At 42.1% G+C, this 16,201-nt stretch carries 17 protein-coding genes and 1 rRNA gene; 10 read left to right on the forward strand and 8 right to left on the reverse strand.

Annotated elements, in window-relative coordinates:
- The 5 genes from rrf to ACC612_RS09200 all read left to right on the forward strand — a co-directional run.
- Window positions 1-95 (forward strand): 5S ribosomal RNA (gene rrf, locus ACC612_RS09180); the annotation flags it as partial.
- 192 nt (window positions 96-287) lie between these two features.
- Complete coding sequence (tgtA, locus tag ACC612_RS09185) at window positions 288-1,736, forward strand: tRNA guanosine(15) transglycosylase TgtA (RefSeq protein WP_371854233.1); 1,449 nt, start codon at window positions 288-290, stop codon at window positions 1,734-1,736.
- A 61-nt stretch (window positions 1,737-1,797) separates the two neighbouring features.
- Window positions 1,798-2,742: a UbiA prenyltransferase family protein gene (locus ACC612_RS09190; RefSeq protein ID WP_371854234.1), complete on the forward strand. Its 945-nt coding sequence runs from the start codon at window positions 1,798-1,800 to the stop codon at window positions 2,740-2,742.
- 10 nt (window positions 2,743-2,752) lie between these two features.
- Entirely contained in the window at window positions 2,753-3,910 is a 1,158-nt protein-coding gene (locus ACC612_RS09195) for an NAD(P)/FAD-dependent oxidoreductase (protein WP_371854235.1), read from the forward strand.
- Window positions 3,911-3,919: 9 nt separating this feature from the next.
- The gene (locus ACC612_RS09200) at window positions 3,920-5,062 is read left to right on the forward strand and encodes a radical SAM/SPASM domain-containing protein (RefSeq protein WP_371854345.1); all 1,143 of its coding nucleotides are present in this window, start codon (window positions 3,920-3,922) and stop codon (window positions 5,060-5,062) included.
- A gap of 49 nt (window positions 5,063-5,111) precedes the next feature.
- Here the strand turns inward: ACC612_RS09200 and ACC612_RS09205 are convergent, their stop codons facing one another.
- On the reverse strand, window positions 5,112-5,969 hold the full coding sequence (locus ACC612_RS09205; protein WP_371854236.1) for a coiled-coil protein: 858 nt from the start codon (window positions 5,967-5,969) through the stop codon (window positions 5,112-5,114).
- Window positions 5,970-6,009: 40 nt separating this feature from the next.
- Window positions 6,010-6,720: a phosphoserine phosphatase SerB gene (gene serB / locus ACC612_RS09210; RefSeq protein WP_371854237.1), complete on the reverse strand. Its 711-nt coding sequence runs from the start codon at window positions 6,718-6,720 to the stop codon at window positions 6,010-6,012.
- Between the two features lie 215 nt (window positions 6,721-6,935).
- Here serB and ACC612_RS09215 point away from each other — a divergent pair, with 215 nt between their 5' ends.
- Together ACC612_RS09215 and ACC612_RS09220 are read left to right on the forward strand one after the other, a co-directional pair.
- On the forward strand, window positions 6,936-7,760 hold the full coding sequence (locus ACC612_RS09215; RefSeq protein ID WP_371854238.1) for a F420-dependent methylenetetrahydromethanopterin dehydrogenase: 825 nt from the start codon (window positions 6,936-6,938) through the stop codon (window positions 7,758-7,760).
- A 40-nt stretch (window positions 7,761-7,800) separates the two neighbouring features.
- Window positions 7,801-7,986 (forward strand): hypothetical protein, encoded by a 186-nt coding sequence (locus ACC612_RS09220; protein WP_371854239.1) that lies wholly within the window; start codon window positions 7,801-7,803, stop codon window positions 7,984-7,986.
- Window positions 7,987-7,998: 12 nt separating this feature from the next.
- On the opposite strand, the gene ACC612_RS09225 is transcribed toward ACC612_RS09220, so the two are convergent.
- The gene (locus tag ACC612_RS09225; RefSeq protein ID WP_371854240.1) at window positions 7,999-8,583 is read right to left on the reverse strand and encodes a pyruvate kinase alpha/beta domain-containing protein; all 585 of its coding nucleotides are present in this window, start codon (window positions 8,581-8,583) and stop codon (window positions 7,999-8,001) included.
- A 101-nt stretch (window positions 8,584-8,684) separates the two neighbouring features.
- Between ACC612_RS09225 and ACC612_RS09230 the strand changes: the two genes are divergently transcribed.
- Together ACC612_RS09230 and ACC612_RS09235 are read left to right on the forward strand one after the other, a co-directional pair.
- Window positions 8,685-9,431, forward strand: coding sequence for a proteasome assembly chaperone family protein (locus ACC612_RS09230; protein WP_371854241.1), 747 nt, complete (start codon window positions 8,685-8,687; stop codon window positions 9,429-9,431).
- A gap of 4 nt (window positions 9,432-9,435) precedes the next feature.
- Window positions 9,436-9,825: a DUF473 domain-containing protein gene (locus tag ACC612_RS09235; protein WP_371854242.1), complete on the forward strand. Its 390-nt coding sequence runs from the start codon at window positions 9,436-9,438 to the stop codon at window positions 9,823-9,825.
- Window positions 9,826-9,876: 51 nt separating this feature from the next.
- Here ACC612_RS09235 and ACC612_RS09240 read toward each other — a convergent pair whose 3' ends face one another.
- The 4 genes from ACC612_RS09240 to ACC612_RS09255 form a co-directional block, all read right to left on the reverse strand.
- Complete coding sequence (locus ACC612_RS09240) at window positions 9,877-10,554, reverse strand: endonuclease V (protein ID WP_371854243.1); 678 nt, start codon at window positions 10,552-10,554, stop codon at window positions 9,877-9,879.
- A complete protein-coding gene (sepS, locus tag ACC612_RS09245; protein ID WP_371854244.1) occupies window positions 10,551-12,170 on the reverse strand; it encodes an O-phosphoserine--tRNA ligase in 1,620 nt (539 codons plus the stop codon). Before sepS ends, ACC612_RS09240 begins: the two co-directional genes overlap by 4 nt.
- Window positions 12,171-12,220: 50 nt before the next feature.
- The gene (locus ACC612_RS09250) at window positions 12,221-12,853 is read right to left on the reverse strand and encodes a haloacid dehalogenase (protein WP_371854245.1); all 633 of its coding nucleotides are present in this window, start codon (window positions 12,851-12,853) and stop codon (window positions 12,221-12,223) included.
- A 183-nt stretch (window positions 12,854-13,036) separates the two neighbouring features.
- Entirely contained in the window at window positions 13,037-13,306 is a 270-nt protein-coding gene (locus ACC612_RS09255; protein ID WP_371854246.1) for a UPF0147 family protein, read from the reverse strand.
- A gap of 132 nt (window positions 13,307-13,438) precedes the next feature.
- Between ACC612_RS09255 and ACC612_RS09260 the strand changes: the two genes are divergently transcribed.
- A complete protein-coding gene (locus tag ACC612_RS09260; RefSeq protein ID WP_371854247.1) occupies window positions 13,439-13,906 on the forward strand; it encodes an Sjogren's syndrome/scleroderma autoantigen 1 family protein in 468 nt (155 codons plus the stop codon).
- 30 nt (window positions 13,907-13,936) lie between these two features.
- Here the strand turns inward: ACC612_RS09260 and ACC612_RS09265 are convergent, their stop codons facing one another.
- Window positions 13,937-16,192: a DEAD/DEAH box helicase gene (locus ACC612_RS09265; RefSeq protein ID WP_371854248.1), complete on the reverse strand. Its 2,256-nt coding sequence runs from the start codon at window positions 16,190-16,192 to the stop codon at window positions 13,937-13,939.
- Window positions 16,193-16,201 lie beyond the last annotated feature (9 nt).

The following is a 16,201-nucleotide window of genomic DNA, read 5'->3' on the forward strand; positions in this document are numbered from 1 at the left end:
CCTGTACCCATCCCGAACACAGAAGATAAGCCTGTCCACGTTCCGTACTGTACTTAAGTGCGCGAGCCTTTGGGAACTTCGGATCGCTGCTATGCTCACTCTATGAATTTTAACTCTAATTCTAACGGCTACAGCTCTTTAAGTAGTTTGTACTTTGATTCTATTTTATCAGCATCTCTTAATAATGCTCAGTTGGTTTGTATTTTTCATCTCAAGACTATACTTATGATCTTACAACATTTTTTCATGAGCAACATACATATATCTTTAATATTATCTTCCCCCACATGACATCCAGATTCGAGATCCTTCATAAGGATGCTGCAGGACGCATCGGTAAATTGACTACTGCTCATGGCGTAGTGGAAACTCCAACCGTAATGCCTGTTATCAATCCCAATATCCAGACCATCAAGCCCTCAGAGATGAGAGATTTCGGGGCTCAAATGCTCATCACCAATTCTTATATTATCTACCGCAAGGAGGAACTGCGCGAGAAAGCGCTTAAGGATGGCCTTCATTCTCTGCTGGATTTTGATGGTCCTATTATGACTGATTCTGGATCATTCCAATTATCTGTATATGGTGAAGTAGAAGTAACCAACGAGCAAATTGTGGATTTCCAGCAAAAGATAGGTTCAGATATAGGTGTCCCTTTGGATATCCCAACTCCTCCTAATGTCACAAGAGATCAAGCCGAGTCTGAGCTTAGTATCACCATTGAACGCCTTAAAGCTGCCCGTAATTTGGTCAAAGGCGATATGCTACTTGCTGGTCCTGTTCAAGGTTCAAGCTATCCTGATCTGCGTGAAGAATGTGCAAGTACTCTCTCTGGAGTAGGTTTTGATGTATATCCTTTTGGAGCAGTAGTTCCTCTCATGGAAACATACCGCTATGCAGATCTGGTCGATGTAATTGTTTCGGCCAAAAAAGGGCTAGACCCTTCTGCTCCTGTTCATCTGTTTGGTGCAGGTCATCCCATGATGTTTGCTCTTGCAGTATCCTTGGGGTGTGATCTGTTTGACTCTGCGGCTTATGCCCTTTATGCAAAGGATAGACGCTACATTACCACTACGGGAACTTATCATGTGGATCAGCTTCAGTATCTTCCATGTTCCTGTCCTGTATGTGTATCTCATACAGCAGAACAACTCAAAAAAGCATCTAATTGCCAAGATCTCCTTGCTCGGCACAACCTCTATGTGACTTTTGAAGAAATGCGCTATGTAAAGCAATCCATAAAAGAAGGTAACTTACTGGAACTAGTTGAACAAAGATGCCGTGCGCATCCGCGCTTGCTTTCAGCCCTGAAACAGATGTACAAACATTCAGATTGGCTGGAACAGCATGATCCTGCATCAAAGTCCACTTTCTTTTACTGCGGCCCAGAATCCTCTAAAAGACCCGAGGTTTTAAGATTTTCTCGCAGATTAGATCATTTCTCATTTAAAGGTAAGGTTTTGATCAGAGCTTCACCTACGCGTATAGATGCAGACTATGATCATATTCTTATATTCAGACCCCCCTTTGGTGCATTCCCGCAGGAGCTAGCTGAAATCTATCCTTTCAATACAGAAACAGTTCACATCCCGGACTACGAATCTCTTGAACAGGCATATATGAATGTCCTTAAACTTATAGAAATGAATCCTGATGTAGAATTCACTTTCATGATAGCAGAAAGGTTTGAGCACCCCTTGGTCGCGAAACTGAAAGAGGTAGCTACTATAATCTGATATTCTTTGTGAACTAAGCACAAAGTACAAAATCTCAAAAACAGGTTCTTTTGGTGATCTAATGGTTTCAATCTCAGATTCAAAGACCACACATCCCTTTATTGAATTACTACGGCCGGAGATAGCGGAGATGGATCTTGCCCTGCCAGCAGCAAGTGCGTTGCTTGCTTCTTATCTGGCAACAGGCTCTCTCCCTTCTCTTATGTCATTTATTATTGCAGTAATTGGTGGATATGCAGCTATCACAAGTTCATATGTATATAACGACTGTTGTGATGTGGATATAGACAGCATAAATCTTCCAAACAGGCCTCTTCCTTCTGCACAGCTCGAAAAACGTAAAGCATTGATATACGCTATTTTCCTTGGAGTGGTAGCATCAGCAGCCGCATTGATCCTCAATCCAGAATCTTTTATTGTGCTTATTATTGCAGTGGCAACCATCAGCGTATACTCCAGCATTGCAAAAAGGTCTACTTTCTTAAGTTTCGTACCCGTTGGGATATCTTATGGCCTTGTGCCCATTGGTATATGGCTGGCCTTTGATCCCGCAGGAATTTTTAAGCAACCAGACTACGGTTCAATTTTACCTCTTCCGGCTATCTTTTTAGGCCTTATGATGTGTTTTACTGATTGGGGATTCACACTTTCTGGTGTCGCAAGGGATGTGGAAGGAGACCGTGCACGCGGTGCACCTACTTTTCCTGTAACTTTTGGTGTACCAGCTACTGCTAAATTCGTTACTCTCATGTGGATAGTAGGAGTTATTGCTTCTATTGCCATAGGTATCACTGCCCATCTTGGACCTGTATTTTTTGCAGGTGCTATCCTTGCAGGTATATGGATGCTATCTCAATCATTTGATTTCATTAAAAACCCCACTCCTCCAAGAGGTGGCCGTCTTTTCCTTCAGGGTTCACGTTACAGGGGAATAATGTTTGGTTCACTTGTAGTAGATGTACTTCTCATGATACTATTATCCGGCTACGCTTCTATATTATGGTAAGGTAATTCTAATGGATGCAGATATTATAGTAATTGGTGCCTCTCCGGCAGGCCTTATGGCTGCCCGTAATGCTGCCTTAAAGGGTGCAAATGTTATTCTTATTGAACGAAAAGAAGCTATTGGTAATCCTACCCATCCTGCAAACACTTTCTTTAAAGGAATGTTCGATAGGACTGGTGAGGCCGTTGACCAGAGCTATGTGATAAAGAATCTCAAAGGTGCACATATTATAGCACCATCAGGTGGCGAAGTTGTTGTAGAGAGCCCTGCATATTTCTTGAACCGTAAGAAATTCGATGAATATTATGCACAACAAGTGAGCAAGGCCGGTGTTGATATCCGCACAGGGGTAGAAGCTCTGAATGTGATTCGAGGTGAAGGTGTATTTTCTATAAGTACCAACGAAGGAATGTTGAAGTCCAAATTGGTAATTATTTCTGATGGTATCAATTCGAGAATTGCAGGTCTTCTGGGCATGAAACCCATTAAATATCCTCGTGATACAGCATGGTCTCTTGAAGCTGAGATCGAAGCACCAGGTATAGGAGAACCGGACATGTTTGAGTACTATGTCGGTAATCATGCTCCAGGATGGAAATCAACCTATTCTCCATGTGGTGGTGATCGGGCAACCCTGGGTGTATACGTACGCGGGCATGGGATGGATGTCTCCTCTTTCTTTGATGCCTGGGTGGAGCGCTTCAAGAAAATAAAAGGCTTAGATGATATCTCCTTCATCAGCAAGTCCGTGGGTGGTGATCCTATCGCTGCTATTCCAGGAGAGATTACAGGTGAAGGGGTTATGATAACCGGAGGCTCTGCAGCCCAGTCTGGTATAGGATACGGTATGCATGCAGGTCAGATGTGCGGTGATGTAGCCGCAGATGCTATTACAAAAGGTGATGTTTCTCCAGCATTTTTGTCACAGTACAGAAAACGCTGGAATAAAGAGTACAGGAATGAGTATTATCTCGGCCGCATCGCACTCGAGACACTGCGGAAAATGACAGACAAAGAAATAGATTCCATGATACAGGTATTTGAAGGTGAGGATCTTTCTTTTATTCAGGGTGATCCTGTGACTAAAGCAATACGTACCGGCATGTTCATGCTCAGGAAAAAGCCATCTTCATTGCTTTCCTACAGGGCTGCACTGAGGAGGAAGTAAGCAGTGACTATGGATAAATATTATTTCTATCAAAATCCCCTTTTCAAGGTCTATGCAACAATTCAAGATGGTCTTGTGAAGATGGATACCGAAGGTTTAGTATCGCCTGTTTTTAAAGTGATGATTAAAGATCTCATGGGGATGTTCGATGATACGAAGCCTTCAAAGGTGGATGGGGACAGACTTATTTATTCCACCTGGATGCCCCCGATTCCAAGCAAATCCTTTGATAGGCTTGTGTCCAGCCAGTTGGGAAACATGAGGGGTAAATATATGCCAGAGCAATTGACCATTTCTATTACTGAGGATTGCCCTAATAAATGCCTCCACTGTGCATTGCCCGATACAAAAAATCGTGCAAAGCTAGAACCTGCTGTTGTAAAATCAATAATTGACCAGGCACAGGATCTAGGCACAACCCTGATCATATTCGACGGGGGAGAACCCCTGCTCTATGTGGGGCTGGAAGAACTGATATCTTATGTAGACCAGCAGCGTGCAATTCCTGCCCTGTTCACTTCGGGTGTAGGCTTAACTGCCGAGCGTGCACAGAGCCTTAAGGATGCTGGTCTCTACATGCTTAGTGTGAGTCTGGATAGTGCTCATGAAGAAGGACACGACCTCATGCGTGGCAGGGCAGGTGTGTTCAAAGATGCCATTTCTGCAATACGCAATGGAATTGAGGCTGGCCTGCTTGTGAATATGTATGTGGTGATCTCCCCTGGGAATATACATGAATTAGATGATTTCTATCAACTTGCCTGTGAGACAGGAGTACAAGAAATATCTTTCTTTGAGATCGTTCCAACTGGTAGGTGGCTTGACCGTACTAACGAGGTGCTTTCAGCAGAAGATTGCAAAAAGTTCGATGATTTTGTCCTCAGGGCAAGCAAAAGTGATGGTCCCCGAATTTTCCCTATACCTCACATCGTGGGAAAAATGGGTTGTTTCGCCGGAAAAAAATGGTTGCATATAACTCCTGAAGGAAACGTGTGGCCATGTTCTTGTCTTCCTCTAAGTTATGGTAACATTCATGATGATAGTCTTAAATCCATATGGAAAAAGATTACTCACGACGCTACCTTTACAGGTGGCAAATGCTTAATGCGCAATTCTGAGTTCAGACGTATCCGTCTGGGATTAAATGATTGATAAAACAAAATTGAAATTTAAGGGTGAAAACACCCTTATCTTATCTTTTTTATAGCAGTCCAGATCTCTGAAGTGCCATGAGGTTCTCTGTAGTGAGTTTCTCTCCGGCCTTGAACTTATCAAAGATATCTTCGGCATCTTTACGCATATCAGCCTTGGATACTTCTCTTCTGCCATCAGTTTCTCCCTTCTTGAGCTTGCGGACCTCTTTATCAATGTCCCTTATCTCTTTCTGGGCAGCTATGAACTTTTTGTGTTTCTCATCTGCATTTTCTTGGAACTTTACGAATTCCTTGTGTGCAGCATCGGATTCGGCACGTATCTTGTCAGCTTCTTTAAAGGTTGCTATCATGAGGTCATGATATTCCTGTGCTTTTTGTGCATATTCGGACAAAAATGTGTGTTCTTTTGAAGCTTCGTCCCTGATATCCTGTGCCTTTGTGAGCAGTTCCTTTAATTCCTGGTTGCTTTCAAGCTGCTGTTTTTTAGCATTGTATATTTTGCGCAGCTCTGTGATCTTGTTCACAAGTTCTCTTTCCTTGCTTGTGCTGAGGACTTCTGTCTGCTGTGCAAACTCCAGGCGGTCGATATCTTTACGGATATCTTTGATTGATGGACCTGTAAGGTTATTCTCTCCACGGATGGTGTCTATCTGGGCATATATCTCATTTGCCCTGTTGTTGATCTCATCCCTCAAGTCCTTATGCTCTTTGACCTTCACATTGTTCTCATCGCGAAGGTTCTTATGATTCTGAGCTTCGTTTATAAGGTCTTTAGTCTTCTTATTGAGCTCATTACGCTTTGCAGCAAGCTTGCTTGCTTCGGCATTGAGTTCGTTGCGCTGTGTCTTGTATTCTTCTGACAGTCTTTTCAGCTCTGTCTTCTTCTCGTTCAGTTCTTTCAACATCGCTTGTTAATCCTCCCTCTCCGGCGTTGAAGCCGGCGTTTCATGCATTTCTAATGCACGATACACACCGCTGATCCAGGTCGAATGATTCGATGACTGGTATCACAGCTTTGAGGTTCTTCTCTATAATCACAATATCTGCATGTTGTCGCAATACAGGCTTCGAATTGAATGCTATAGCGTATCTTGCTCTTTTGAAGATACATATATCATTTGCTCCGTCACCTACAACTATGCAATCTTCAGGTGCGATTCCGTGCTGAGCTGCAATCTCTTCAAGCACCAGTTCCTTTGAGTTCTGTGCAGTAAGGGATCCCACCACTTCGCCAGTGATGATCCCATCCTTTACTATTAGTTCGTTGGATACTACGTGGTCTATTCCAAGTAGTTTTCCCACTCTTTCCGATGATAGTGTGAATCCACCAGATACCATTGCAGTAGTATATCCTGCAGACTTCACGAAATTGATCAGTTCTTTAGCACCAGGCATCAGAGGCATCTTATCTAAAGCTGCTATTGCATCTTCTAAAGTTAATCCTTTCAGAAGTTTTACTCTCTCCTTAAGTGCTTGGGAGAAATCTATCTCTCCTTTCATAGCCCTTTCGGTTATTGCTGATACCTCTCTCCCAACTCCCGCCGCCTTCGCAAGCTCATCGATAGTTTCAGCATCGATCAGTGTGCTGTCCATATCAAAAACTATCAACTTCTTACTATCACTACTTTTCTCAGAAAGACCACTTATATAACTCACTTGATCTACCTAGGATTTAAGATTGTAAATGGGGCTTATGGAACAGGCTGATGTGAAATAAATGACATTACTTTTAACCTTTTCGGATAGATTCTTCTCAATTGGTGCAAAATTCCACTAATTCTTCGTTCCTTCTAGATATCTCTCCACTCGAGTGTTATTCTTCCCAAAAGTAATATATGCTACACTGTACAATTGCTGTGCTGTGATTTTATATGGCAAAGATTGGAATAATTAAACTAGGCAATTTGGGCATGAGCCAGGTCATTGATCTGGTTCAGGATGAGATTGCAGCAAGAGAAGGTATCAGTGTACGTGTTTTCGGTACAGGTCCCAAAATGGGAAAAGATGAAGCTGCTGCAACAGCAGAATTCAAGAATACGGGAGCAGACTTTTATATTATGATCAGTCCGAACTCAAGCGCTCCAGGTCCAACTGCAGCACGTGAACACTTTAAAGATGTTCCATGCATCATCGTCTCCGATGGACCTACCAAGAAAGAGGACCGTGAAGCTCTCCAGCAGGCTGGCTTCGGTTACATTATCATGACCGTCGATCCACTCATCGGTGCAAAGACCGAATTCCTTGACCCGGTAGAAATGGCATCCTTCAACTCTGATGCAATGAAAGTCCTCTCTACATGTGGTGTAGTAAGGCTCATTCAGGAAGAACTGGACAAGGTAGCAGCCCAGGTAGATGCAGGCGAGCCAATACAGTTGCCTCACATTCTTGCAAAGCCAGAGGTATGTATCGAGAGATCTCACTTCAGCAACCCCTATGCAAAAGCAAAGGGCCTTGCAGCACTGCACATGGCTGACATGGTTGCAAAGATCAATTTCCCTGCATGTTTCATGATGAAGGAGCTTGAACAGGTAGCTCTTACAACAGCTGCAGGTCATGAAATGATGAGGGCAGCAGCCCAGCTTGCAATCGAAGCGCGTGAGATCGAGAAAGCCAATGATACTGTTTTCAGGCAGCCCCACTCTAAGAAGGGAGGAAAGCTGTTCCAGAAGACAAAGCTTTATGAGAAACCTCAGTGAAGTACTTTACAGTACTTCCATTTTTTATTTTTGAAATAGTATGAACACATTACTAGCTTTTCTCATCGCAATAATTCTTTTTGTAGTTTCAGTTGCCATCACGGCAGTAGCTCTTAAATATGCTATCAGTATCCAAAACCCAACCTCAAATTCAGATCCAGCTGTTAATGAAAATTTAGAACCAGATTTCTTATTAGAAGAGAACAAAAAAGAAGAAATCCAGTAATATTTTACTGGTTTATTGTCTTATTCTTGGCATAGCAATGATCTCTCTTATCTGGGCATCAAAGAACTTCTGTGAATGTGATGGCCTGATAACAACTGCTATATCTGCACCGTGTCCTGTGCCTCCAATTGCAATGACCTCCGTTTCAGAAGACACTGGTATCTTCCCCGAGTCTGCTGCCATCATTGTGATTTCCACAACTACTTTGAAGCCTTGGCCGAACAAAGAGCGCAAAGCGTTAGATATTACATCCACTCTGCTGGCTCCACCTAATTTATTAGAGATAGCCCTTTCTATCCCTGAGAACAGATGAGACTGGACGACAACTTCCACACCCATACTTTGCAATTCTTTCAATGTATCAAGGTCCATCTCCCATTTCCCATCCCCTTTGACACCATACTGGTAGCTTACACAAATGACATTCAGATCTTTTCCTTTAGCAGCTTTTGCCATCTCTAATGCTGTGTATCCAGTGGTACTTGCCACTACTATTTGCTTGATCTCTAGTTCTTGAGCCCTTTTGATGGCCGCATCAATAACCAGTTGTGTGTTCTCTTTGCCTGTACTTTCCAGATATAATATCGGTTTTTCCATGTTACCCTTCCTTTATTTTAATGAACGATGCTCTTATCTATCATGATCAGTATAAAATATAAACGATTAAATTAAGCGTTTATGTATAAACAGGTGATCTTTTGGCAGACACAGATTATGATGACAAGGACGTAAAAATAGTAACAAAACCCATCAAATTGGAAAATCCAGTACTTATAGAAGGTTTCCCGGGAATAGGTCTGGTGGGTAATATCGCAAGCCAGCAGATCATAGATGAACTTAAAATGACTTATGTTGGATCCATAGACTCAAGGCATTTTCCTCCTATAGCCGTGCTCTATGAAGGCCTCATCAATATGCCTGTGAGGATTTATGAAAGTGAGGAACATAATATTGTCATGGTTGTCTCGGATATACCAATCAATCCAGTGGTATCCTATGATATCAGCAGGGCATTACTGGATTGGGCAAAGGCCATCAATGTAAAGGAAGTAGTTTCAATTGCAGGCATAGCTACAATGTCTGAAGAGCGCAAGGTGTTCGGAGCAGCTACAACGCCTGAAATGCTTGAAAGGATAAAAGACAAAGTAGAAGTTTTTCAGATGGGTACAATTTCCGGTATCTCGGGAAGCATTATGGCAGAATGCCTGGTTCGGGAAGTACCCGGTATCAGTCTTTTGGGAGCTACCCAAAGCCAGAATCCGGATCCAAGAGCTGCAGCTGTGGTAATTGACGTGTTAAATCAGCTATATGATCTGTCAGTTAATACTGAAAGCCTTATTGAACAGGCTGCGAAGATCGAGATAGAAATGCAAAGGCTTGCAGAAGATGTAAAATCAACAGAACAGCAACCAGCACCGAGGAAAGAGTTCCCAATGTATGGGTGATAGTATGGAGTACGTTGCATTAACAGGCATGTCAGAGCGTGTGATCTCAGAGCTAAGAAATCATCACGCACTTACTATTGAAATCCGCAGTCCTCATAATTTTTTTGCAGCTTACAAGTCCAATGTAGGAGATTTCATTTTTATAACTCATACCAGCCCCGAAGATCTGCGCGGTGGTACTATGGGTATCATAGCAAAGATACTCAAGCACCAGGTGATTACTCATAGGGTGATCCAAAGTAATGATGTCTATTATGAGGAACGTGAAATGACTCTTTTGCGCATACAGCTTGAACCCCGGTTTATAGCAAGAGTTCTTCGTGCCAAATCCAATCAGATTTGCAAAGCTTCAAAAGTAGAAGCGGAAGAGATGCCCTTCTTCGATGCAAGGTAAACTTCGTTTATTTACTGGGTTATTTTCTAACCCATTTTTTCTAATTTCTTTCTATTCATGTAAATTCTGTCTGATCATAGATGCATGATTATGTGCCAGACGTATGGGTTCTGGAAGTTTGTGGCTCCTTAGGAATCTTTTAACCATCGAAAGAGTAGAATTAAGTGATATCCGGTGTCCAGGAGTGGCTATAATGGGCTTGCTCTTTTGAGTACTTTTAAGTGCCCATCCTATTTGTTCATCATGATACACAAGTGGATTTGCTTCACCTTCGTGAATCGGTTCTAAGGCTTTCCCGCAGAGGATATTTTTTGAAATTCCAATGGTAGGTATGTCCAGTACAACTCCAAGATGTGATGCAATTCCAGCACCTCTGGGGTGAGATATACCACATCCATCAACCAGCATCAAGTCTGGCTTAATTCTCAAGTCCCTAAATGCGCAGCATAGGGGATAACCTTCTCTGAATGAGAGGTATGTGCTTATATATGGCATCTTTACTTGCTGCACTACAGACTTTTTCTCTAAAATTTCAAAACTATTCGCATCCTGCACCACTATAACTGCAATAACCTTTCCTTGAAAATAAGAGCAGTCAGCGCCTGCCGTTGTTTCCATTGCTCCAAAATAGTCAGAAAGAGATACCTGAGAAGCTATTCTCCATTGTATCTCTTTTAGTTCTTCTAGTGATCTTCCTTGAGGGTCGAACTGCTCGCAAGGAAAGATCATTCGATTTCTGCCCTCACTGTTGTGAAAACAGGTCCTCTTATATCGATCTTTTTATTGTTGCTGGTAATATAGCGCTGAGCCAGAGGTTTAATCTTTACATTGATCTCAGAAGGCACTTTAACTATCCTTACTCTGGTTTCAACCAAATTCTCACCATTCTTTGCAGCTTCTTCTATTTCCCATGCTGCCTGGGCAGCGAAGGCATCTATGAACCTTATGCCTGATCTTGCAGAATCATTTTCAAAAGCTTCTTCCCACTTCTTGTTATTGGGTAGCCCCAGGATATCTCCCTTAAATGCCAATACTTCATTGAAAGCTGCCGGGCCACAAAGTTTAGTGTTTTCCTCAGGTTCTACTACTGACACTTTCACTTTTCTATTGTAGATAATGCCTTTCCATACAGCAAATTCGCATGGGCTGGGTTCAGAACCGTGTAGTTCACACTGTTTAACTATGGATGCAAGAATTTGTTCTCCTTCCGCGGTAGAAGGTATCTTTTCCACATACGCCATCTTTGCAAGTTCGTTGTCATGCATGATCCATGGTGAGTATTGTGGTATCTGTGGGTATGTCAAAGAACGCATATCCATTGCACCATAAAGTATCATAGCAAGCCTTTCTACTCCTAGTCCTAGGTTCATTACGGGATATGGTATCTCATACTCTGCAAGAGCGGTAGGCGAATATATTCCAAAGGTCGCTATTTCGACCCAGCCATCAGAATACTTTGTCTTTGAACCCACAAGCTTGGGGTGATATGCAAAAACTTCTATTTGCGTGTCAGGAACATAGTACTTGCTTCTTTTATCATCGGGTCTGAATCTGAACTTTTCAAAGCCAAACTGTGCAAGAAGTCCCTCTGCAACAGCTTTTCCGTGGTCTACTGTGACATCTTCGTCCATAATTACACATGATGCTGAATAGTATGTCATGAGACGCGCAGCGTCTTCAGCCTGTTCTCTTCTAAAACAGCGGTCTATGGAGAAGAAGTTAAAAGGAGGTTCAGCACGTTCCAATATGCCTGAAAGGCTTATGAACCAGCCGGAGGTCATATGGCTACGCAATGTCTTTCGGCCACATAATGGCGCCAATTCCTTGAACTCCGGGAACACCTGATCTATCATCTCTACTATAAGTGAGTCCGAAGCACCAAGTTCCATTGCCATTTCAGGTACAAGGTCATCTCCCTCTATGTCTCCCTTTTTATATGCGTGAAGTATCTTCCTTATCTTCTCGATACCCTCTTCACCAATGTCGCCCAACATTTCTTTTATTTTAGTGATCCTTTCATCGGATATTCCGACATTTGGCCTTGGGAGTCCTCCTAAATAGAAACATCTGTCAAGTACTGCAAGTGCCTCATGTCCAAACTGTTTATGCACTTCTTTCTCATCTACTATCAGAGGATTCATCATCTCATGGAAGCCCATTCTAAGGTACGCTTCACGCAGGCGTGATATTGTCTCGTAAACAGGATGCACTTTCCCATAGTTCAGTTCCATGTATGGGTATCCCTGGTTAACTGGTGATCTTTTGACATATTGCCTGCCGTTGTTCCATACAGCATCAAAGTCTTCTTTTGCTGATGCCTTGATATATTCAGGGTCGAATTTCATAATGATGTCCTCTTGATAATGATTTATTCGGCACGATATTATTTATTTCTTTATTTGTGAGATAAGAATTGAGCTTCCAGTGTTTTCATAGCCATTTCTAGTTTTTGTTGCCTTACTGCTGCTGTAAGTTCTCCGCGTGAGGTTTCCAGGAGCAGGCGTAGTCTATCCGTCTTTGCCCTAAGTCCATGTGTCATAGCATCAGGATAGTCAAATAACATCAAGCCCATGTATAATTCTTCCATGATACTCAGGTATTTTTCTCCCTCCTCCAACTTTCCATGGCGTATCAGATCAAGGATATGTCTTTTTATTTCTCCGCCCACATCTCCCAGTCCATTAAGATATGCCACAGGCTCCACTTTTAATTCTCTGGGTTCGGGTATACTATTTTCGGAAACAAGGGCATACATTACACTACACTCTGTGAATTCCTGCTGGGCATGTTCCACAAAGCCTCCATAGTATATATCCGGCTGACTTTCAAGTACATCATCCATTTTTTTCATATTACTGCTCGCAGTTTGGATCATTGAATAAGCTTTTTCAAGTTCCATCTTATGGATGTGCTGCATCGCTACTCTGCAATTACGCACTATTTCTCGTGATAATGTTATACCCTGCTCTCTGGCTATGTCTTTTTCTTCCAGCTCTTCTCTTATGTTTGCAATAATACTCTTTATCATGTTTCCTTCTTGATTCTTCCTAATGACCACTATATTTACTACAATTACAATTAAAAGGATAGTGTCATTAACACATTTTTAAAGGCCACAATCATCTGAAGCCTATTTAATACAAATTCAGAAATGGGTTTAAGAGGATGTACTCCTTACAGGGTAACATCCATGTTCCTCATACAGGAATCATTAATCATCTACAGGAATTGTTTCAAGCTGGCTTGCAACATTCCAGATCAAGGTGCGGGTATGTAATGGAATGTTAGGGTCGTTGCTGATATCTTCTAATATAGAAATACTTGCTGTTGTTCTCATAAATAGAGGCTCATCCTCTTTTTTCAGTGTGGTCAGCACATCGGTTGCAGAACGCCTTATATTTCGTGGAACAGAACTGTCGTTTGCGATCTGCTCTAATATCTGTGTACACTGGTTTATAACATCTTTAAAATCGCTTGCCATACAAATCACCTTCAGATGACTTATCACTAAAATAAGATAATCAAGTTACAACTAAACCATTATATGGTATAAAAAGACTTTCATTGGTACTATCTCAATGATATATCTCAAGACGATGTAATAGAGGAACACATGAGTCAAAAAGACGAAGAATCAATATCCAAGATCTCACGAATGCTTGAGGTCGGCGGTACAATGCTGGCACAGCACTGTGCAGAATGTGGAGCTCCCTTATTCAGGTACAAAGGGAACATTATTTGCCCTGTATGTGATACGGGACAGAAACCTACTGTTGCAGCTCAGAAAAAACATGTGGAGAAACAAACGGATGTTTCTTCCGCTATATCTGGTAACATAGAGCCTAAAAAAGAAGTTTCTTCTTCAGTAGGCTCATTTCCATCTCTCATCGAGAAGCCTTCTGAGGCCCCGGTATGTAAGGATTCCCATCTCAGCACTTTACCAGATCTGGAAGAGATGCTGAAGAAAAAAACCATTATGCTTGCACAGTCTATGCAGCAGGAGCAGGATCCACGTAAGATCAAGGAGTTCCTTGAGCTTATTGAAAAGAGTCTGGATATCATAGACCGGCTGAAAAAGTAATTCAAATAAAAGGATGATAGTAATCTTGAATCATCCTTTATAGTCTCCTGATACGACTTCTCTTATTCTGGCAGCTGTCTTTGGTCCGATCTTAGGGACTTTTATTAACTCTTCATATTCTGCCTTCATTACGTTCTCTACACTTCCAAAATGCTGAAGAAGAGTTTTTGCCGCTTTTGGTCCGATCTCGCTTATGGCAGAAACTATGTATTCCTGCTGTTCCGATAACATTTGTGAGGCTTTTTTTCCATGAAGCTTTATCTCTCTCAGATCATCAGATTGCTCTCTCTTTGCAAGTGTGTGGATAAGAATTGCACTATCTTCAGCATCCCTGGTGTAAAATATAGATACTCCGAAGTCTATTCCTATGGAAGCAAGAGTTCCATGTATCGCTTTAGGGCTGATCTGGCGTGCTGAGAACAATCCTTCTCCTTCTATTAACAGTGCAGGCTTTTCGTAAGAACGTGAGATATTGGAGACCTGCTCGAACAAAGTGTTGTTCAGGAGAGAATTTACGAAATCCTCTGCACTCTTTCTCTCAATCGCTATTCTTTCGCTGACGACATAATCCCCAACTTCCAGGGTCTTAACATCTATTTCCGCCCCCAGCTTTTCCAGTTCTCTGGCAATTTGGCTGCGGACTTCCCGGTGATCTATAACTATCCTTATGCCTTCATTGTCAAATTCAGATAACTGCTTCTGGTCTTTTTCCACCTGTGGTTGAGCGTATTGTTCTAAAGTAGAATTATTTGCAGGCATAAGTTCCTGCAACTCTTTCATATTGCTTTGCATCCGGCGCTCTTTGGAAAGGCTGCTCCAGTAATAGCCCTCATCCCTTGTACCTTTAGTGACTAGGACTACAACCCTGCCAGCATGTTTTCTTGCCGTTCTGCCTTTGCGCTGTATGCTCCTGATCTCAGAAGGAATGGGTTCATAAAATACTACAAGATCAGTTGAGGGGATATCTAATCCTTCTTCTGCTACGGAAGTTGCTACCAGTACGTTGTATGTGCCTTTTTTAAAATCCTCAATGATCTGTACCTGCTGTTTTTGGGTAAGGCCCTTGTCTTTGTATTTGGAGCTTTGCCCGACAAACCTTATAGGGCGAATATCTTCCATAGTTTCCAGAGCAGCTGTGACCATATCCGCAGTATCTCTATAGTTCGTGAAAACTATTACTCTTGATTCCTGTCTGCCAGCTATCTGTTTGAATACAATATTCTTTACCATATCCAGTTTTGGGTGTTCGCTATCCGTATCCTTTATCCGGTGAATGGCCTGTCGCATATATAGGTCTTCAGCCAATCTTTTTGAAGCCTTGCTCCCGCTCTTTGAATATGCTTCATGTTCCAGTCTTTCCATGTACTTACACAAGGATTCGATTCCTTGTGTCTCTATGATCTCTACTGCATGGTTGACTTTCATTATCTCGGCAACAATCGATATTGCTCCATATACTGCAGGATCAGGCATTCCTCTCAGTTCTTCCTGGAGCTTTTTCTGCATCCCCAGCAATTCCTTTTTAGTAACGAATTTTTGGTTATGTACTGGATATCCAAGCTCCGTAAGTTTAGTGAACCTTTCTTCTATGACCTTTTCAAGCAGCCCTTTTATTTCAATCATGTCTTTGGGCAGGTCGATCTTGATCCATTCAATCTCTTTTTTATGGATATATGGTCGCACATCGTTGTCAGATTCGGTTTTCACAGCAACAGAACGTATATGCAGTGCTTCACACACTTCACTTATTTTCTCATCCGTACTTCCAGGGCTTGCGGTTATTCCCAGGCAATGCGGATTCTTTGCATTTTCAAAATATTTCTCTGCTATGTAAGTATAAGCGTAGTTACCCACTGCTCTATGAGCTTCATCAAACGTTATGTGGCAAACATCTTCAAGGTTAATCCTTTTCGTAAGTACATCGTTTTCGATAACCTGTGGTGTGGAAACAATAACCTTTCCAGTTTTCCAGAGTTCTGCTCTTTTCTCAGGCGCTACACTTCCAGTAAAAGTGATGACCTGCTCTTCCGGTATCTTCATTACTTTCTTGAAAAAAGCTGCATGCTGTTCTACAAGGGGTTTTGTCGGAGAAAGTACAAGAGCCCTACCTCCATATTTTTCTATCCTGGCTGCAATGACAAGCAAAGATACTATGGTTTTTCCGAGACCAGTGGGCAGTACTATTAAGGTGGATGATGAAAGGGCCCGGCCTGCAAGGTCAAGCTGATAGAGCCTCTGCTCAACGGTATCAGGCAATATAAGTGGGTGTTTGATATAGTTTGTCATGTTACATTC

Origin of the sequence: Methanomethylovorans sp. (genome assembly GCF_041447285.1) — an archaeon.
Classification (GTDB): domain Archaea; phylum Halobacteriota; class Methanosarcinia; order Methanosarcinales; family Methanosarcinaceae; genus Methanomethylovorans.

Excerpts from the sequence above, each read along its gene's own strand:
- tgtA (WP_371854233.1), top strand. The coding sequence starts at position 288 with ATGACATCCAGATTCGAGATCCTTCATAAGGATGCTGCAGGACGCATC.
- ACC612_RS09190 (WP_371854234.1), top strand. The coding sequence starts at position 1,798 with ATGGTTTCAATCTCAGATTCAAAGACCACACATCCCTTTATTGAATTA.
- ACC612_RS09195 (WP_371854235.1), top strand. The coding sequence starts at position 2,753 with ATGGATGCAGATATTATAGTAATTGGTGCCTCTCCGGCAGGCCTTATG.
- ACC612_RS09200 (WP_371854345.1), top strand. The coding sequence starts at position 3,920 with ATGGATAAATATTATTTCTATCAAAATCCCCTTTTCAAGGTCTATGCA.
- ACC612_RS09205 (WP_371854236.1), bottom strand. The coding sequence starts at position 5,969 with ATGTTGAAAGAACTGAACGAGAAGAAGACAGAGCTGAAAAGACTGTCA.
- ACC612_RS09215 (WP_371854238.1), top strand. The coding sequence starts at position 6,936 with ATGGCAAAGATTGGAATAATTAAACTAGGCAATTTGGGCATGAGCCAG.
- ACC612_RS09220 (WP_371854239.1), top strand. The coding sequence starts at position 7,801 with ATGAACACATTACTAGCTTTTCTCATCGCAATAATTCTTTTTGTAGTT.
- ACC612_RS09225 (WP_371854240.1), bottom strand. The coding sequence starts at position 8,583 with ATGGAAAAACCGATATTATATCTGGAAAGTACAGGCAAAGAGAACACA.
- ACC612_RS09235 (WP_371854242.1), top strand. The coding sequence starts at position 9,436 with ATGGAGTACGTTGCATTAACAGGCATGTCAGAGCGTGTGATCTCAGAG.
- ACC612_RS09240 (WP_371854243.1), bottom strand. The coding sequence starts at position 10,554 with ATGATCTTTCCTTGCGAGCAGTTCGACCCTCAAGGAAGATCACTAGAA.
- sepS (WP_371854244.1), bottom strand. The coding sequence starts at position 12,170 with ATGAAATTCGACCCTGAATATATCAAGGCATCAGCAAAAGAAGACTTT.
- ACC612_RS09250 (WP_371854245.1), bottom strand. The coding sequence starts at position 12,853 with ATGATAAAGAGTATTATTGCAAACATAAGAGAAGAGCTGGAAGAAAAA.
- ACC612_RS09255 (WP_371854246.1), bottom strand. The coding sequence starts at position 13,306 with ATGGCAAGCGATTTTAAAGATGTTATAAACCAGTGTACACAGATATTA.
- ACC612_RS09260 (WP_371854247.1), top strand. The coding sequence starts at position 13,439 with ATGAGTCAAAAAGACGAAGAATCAATATCCAAGATCTCACGAATGCTT.
- ACC612_RS09265 (WP_371854248.1), bottom strand. The coding sequence starts at position 16,192 with ATGACAAACTATATCAAACACCCACTTATATTGCCTGATACCGTTGAG.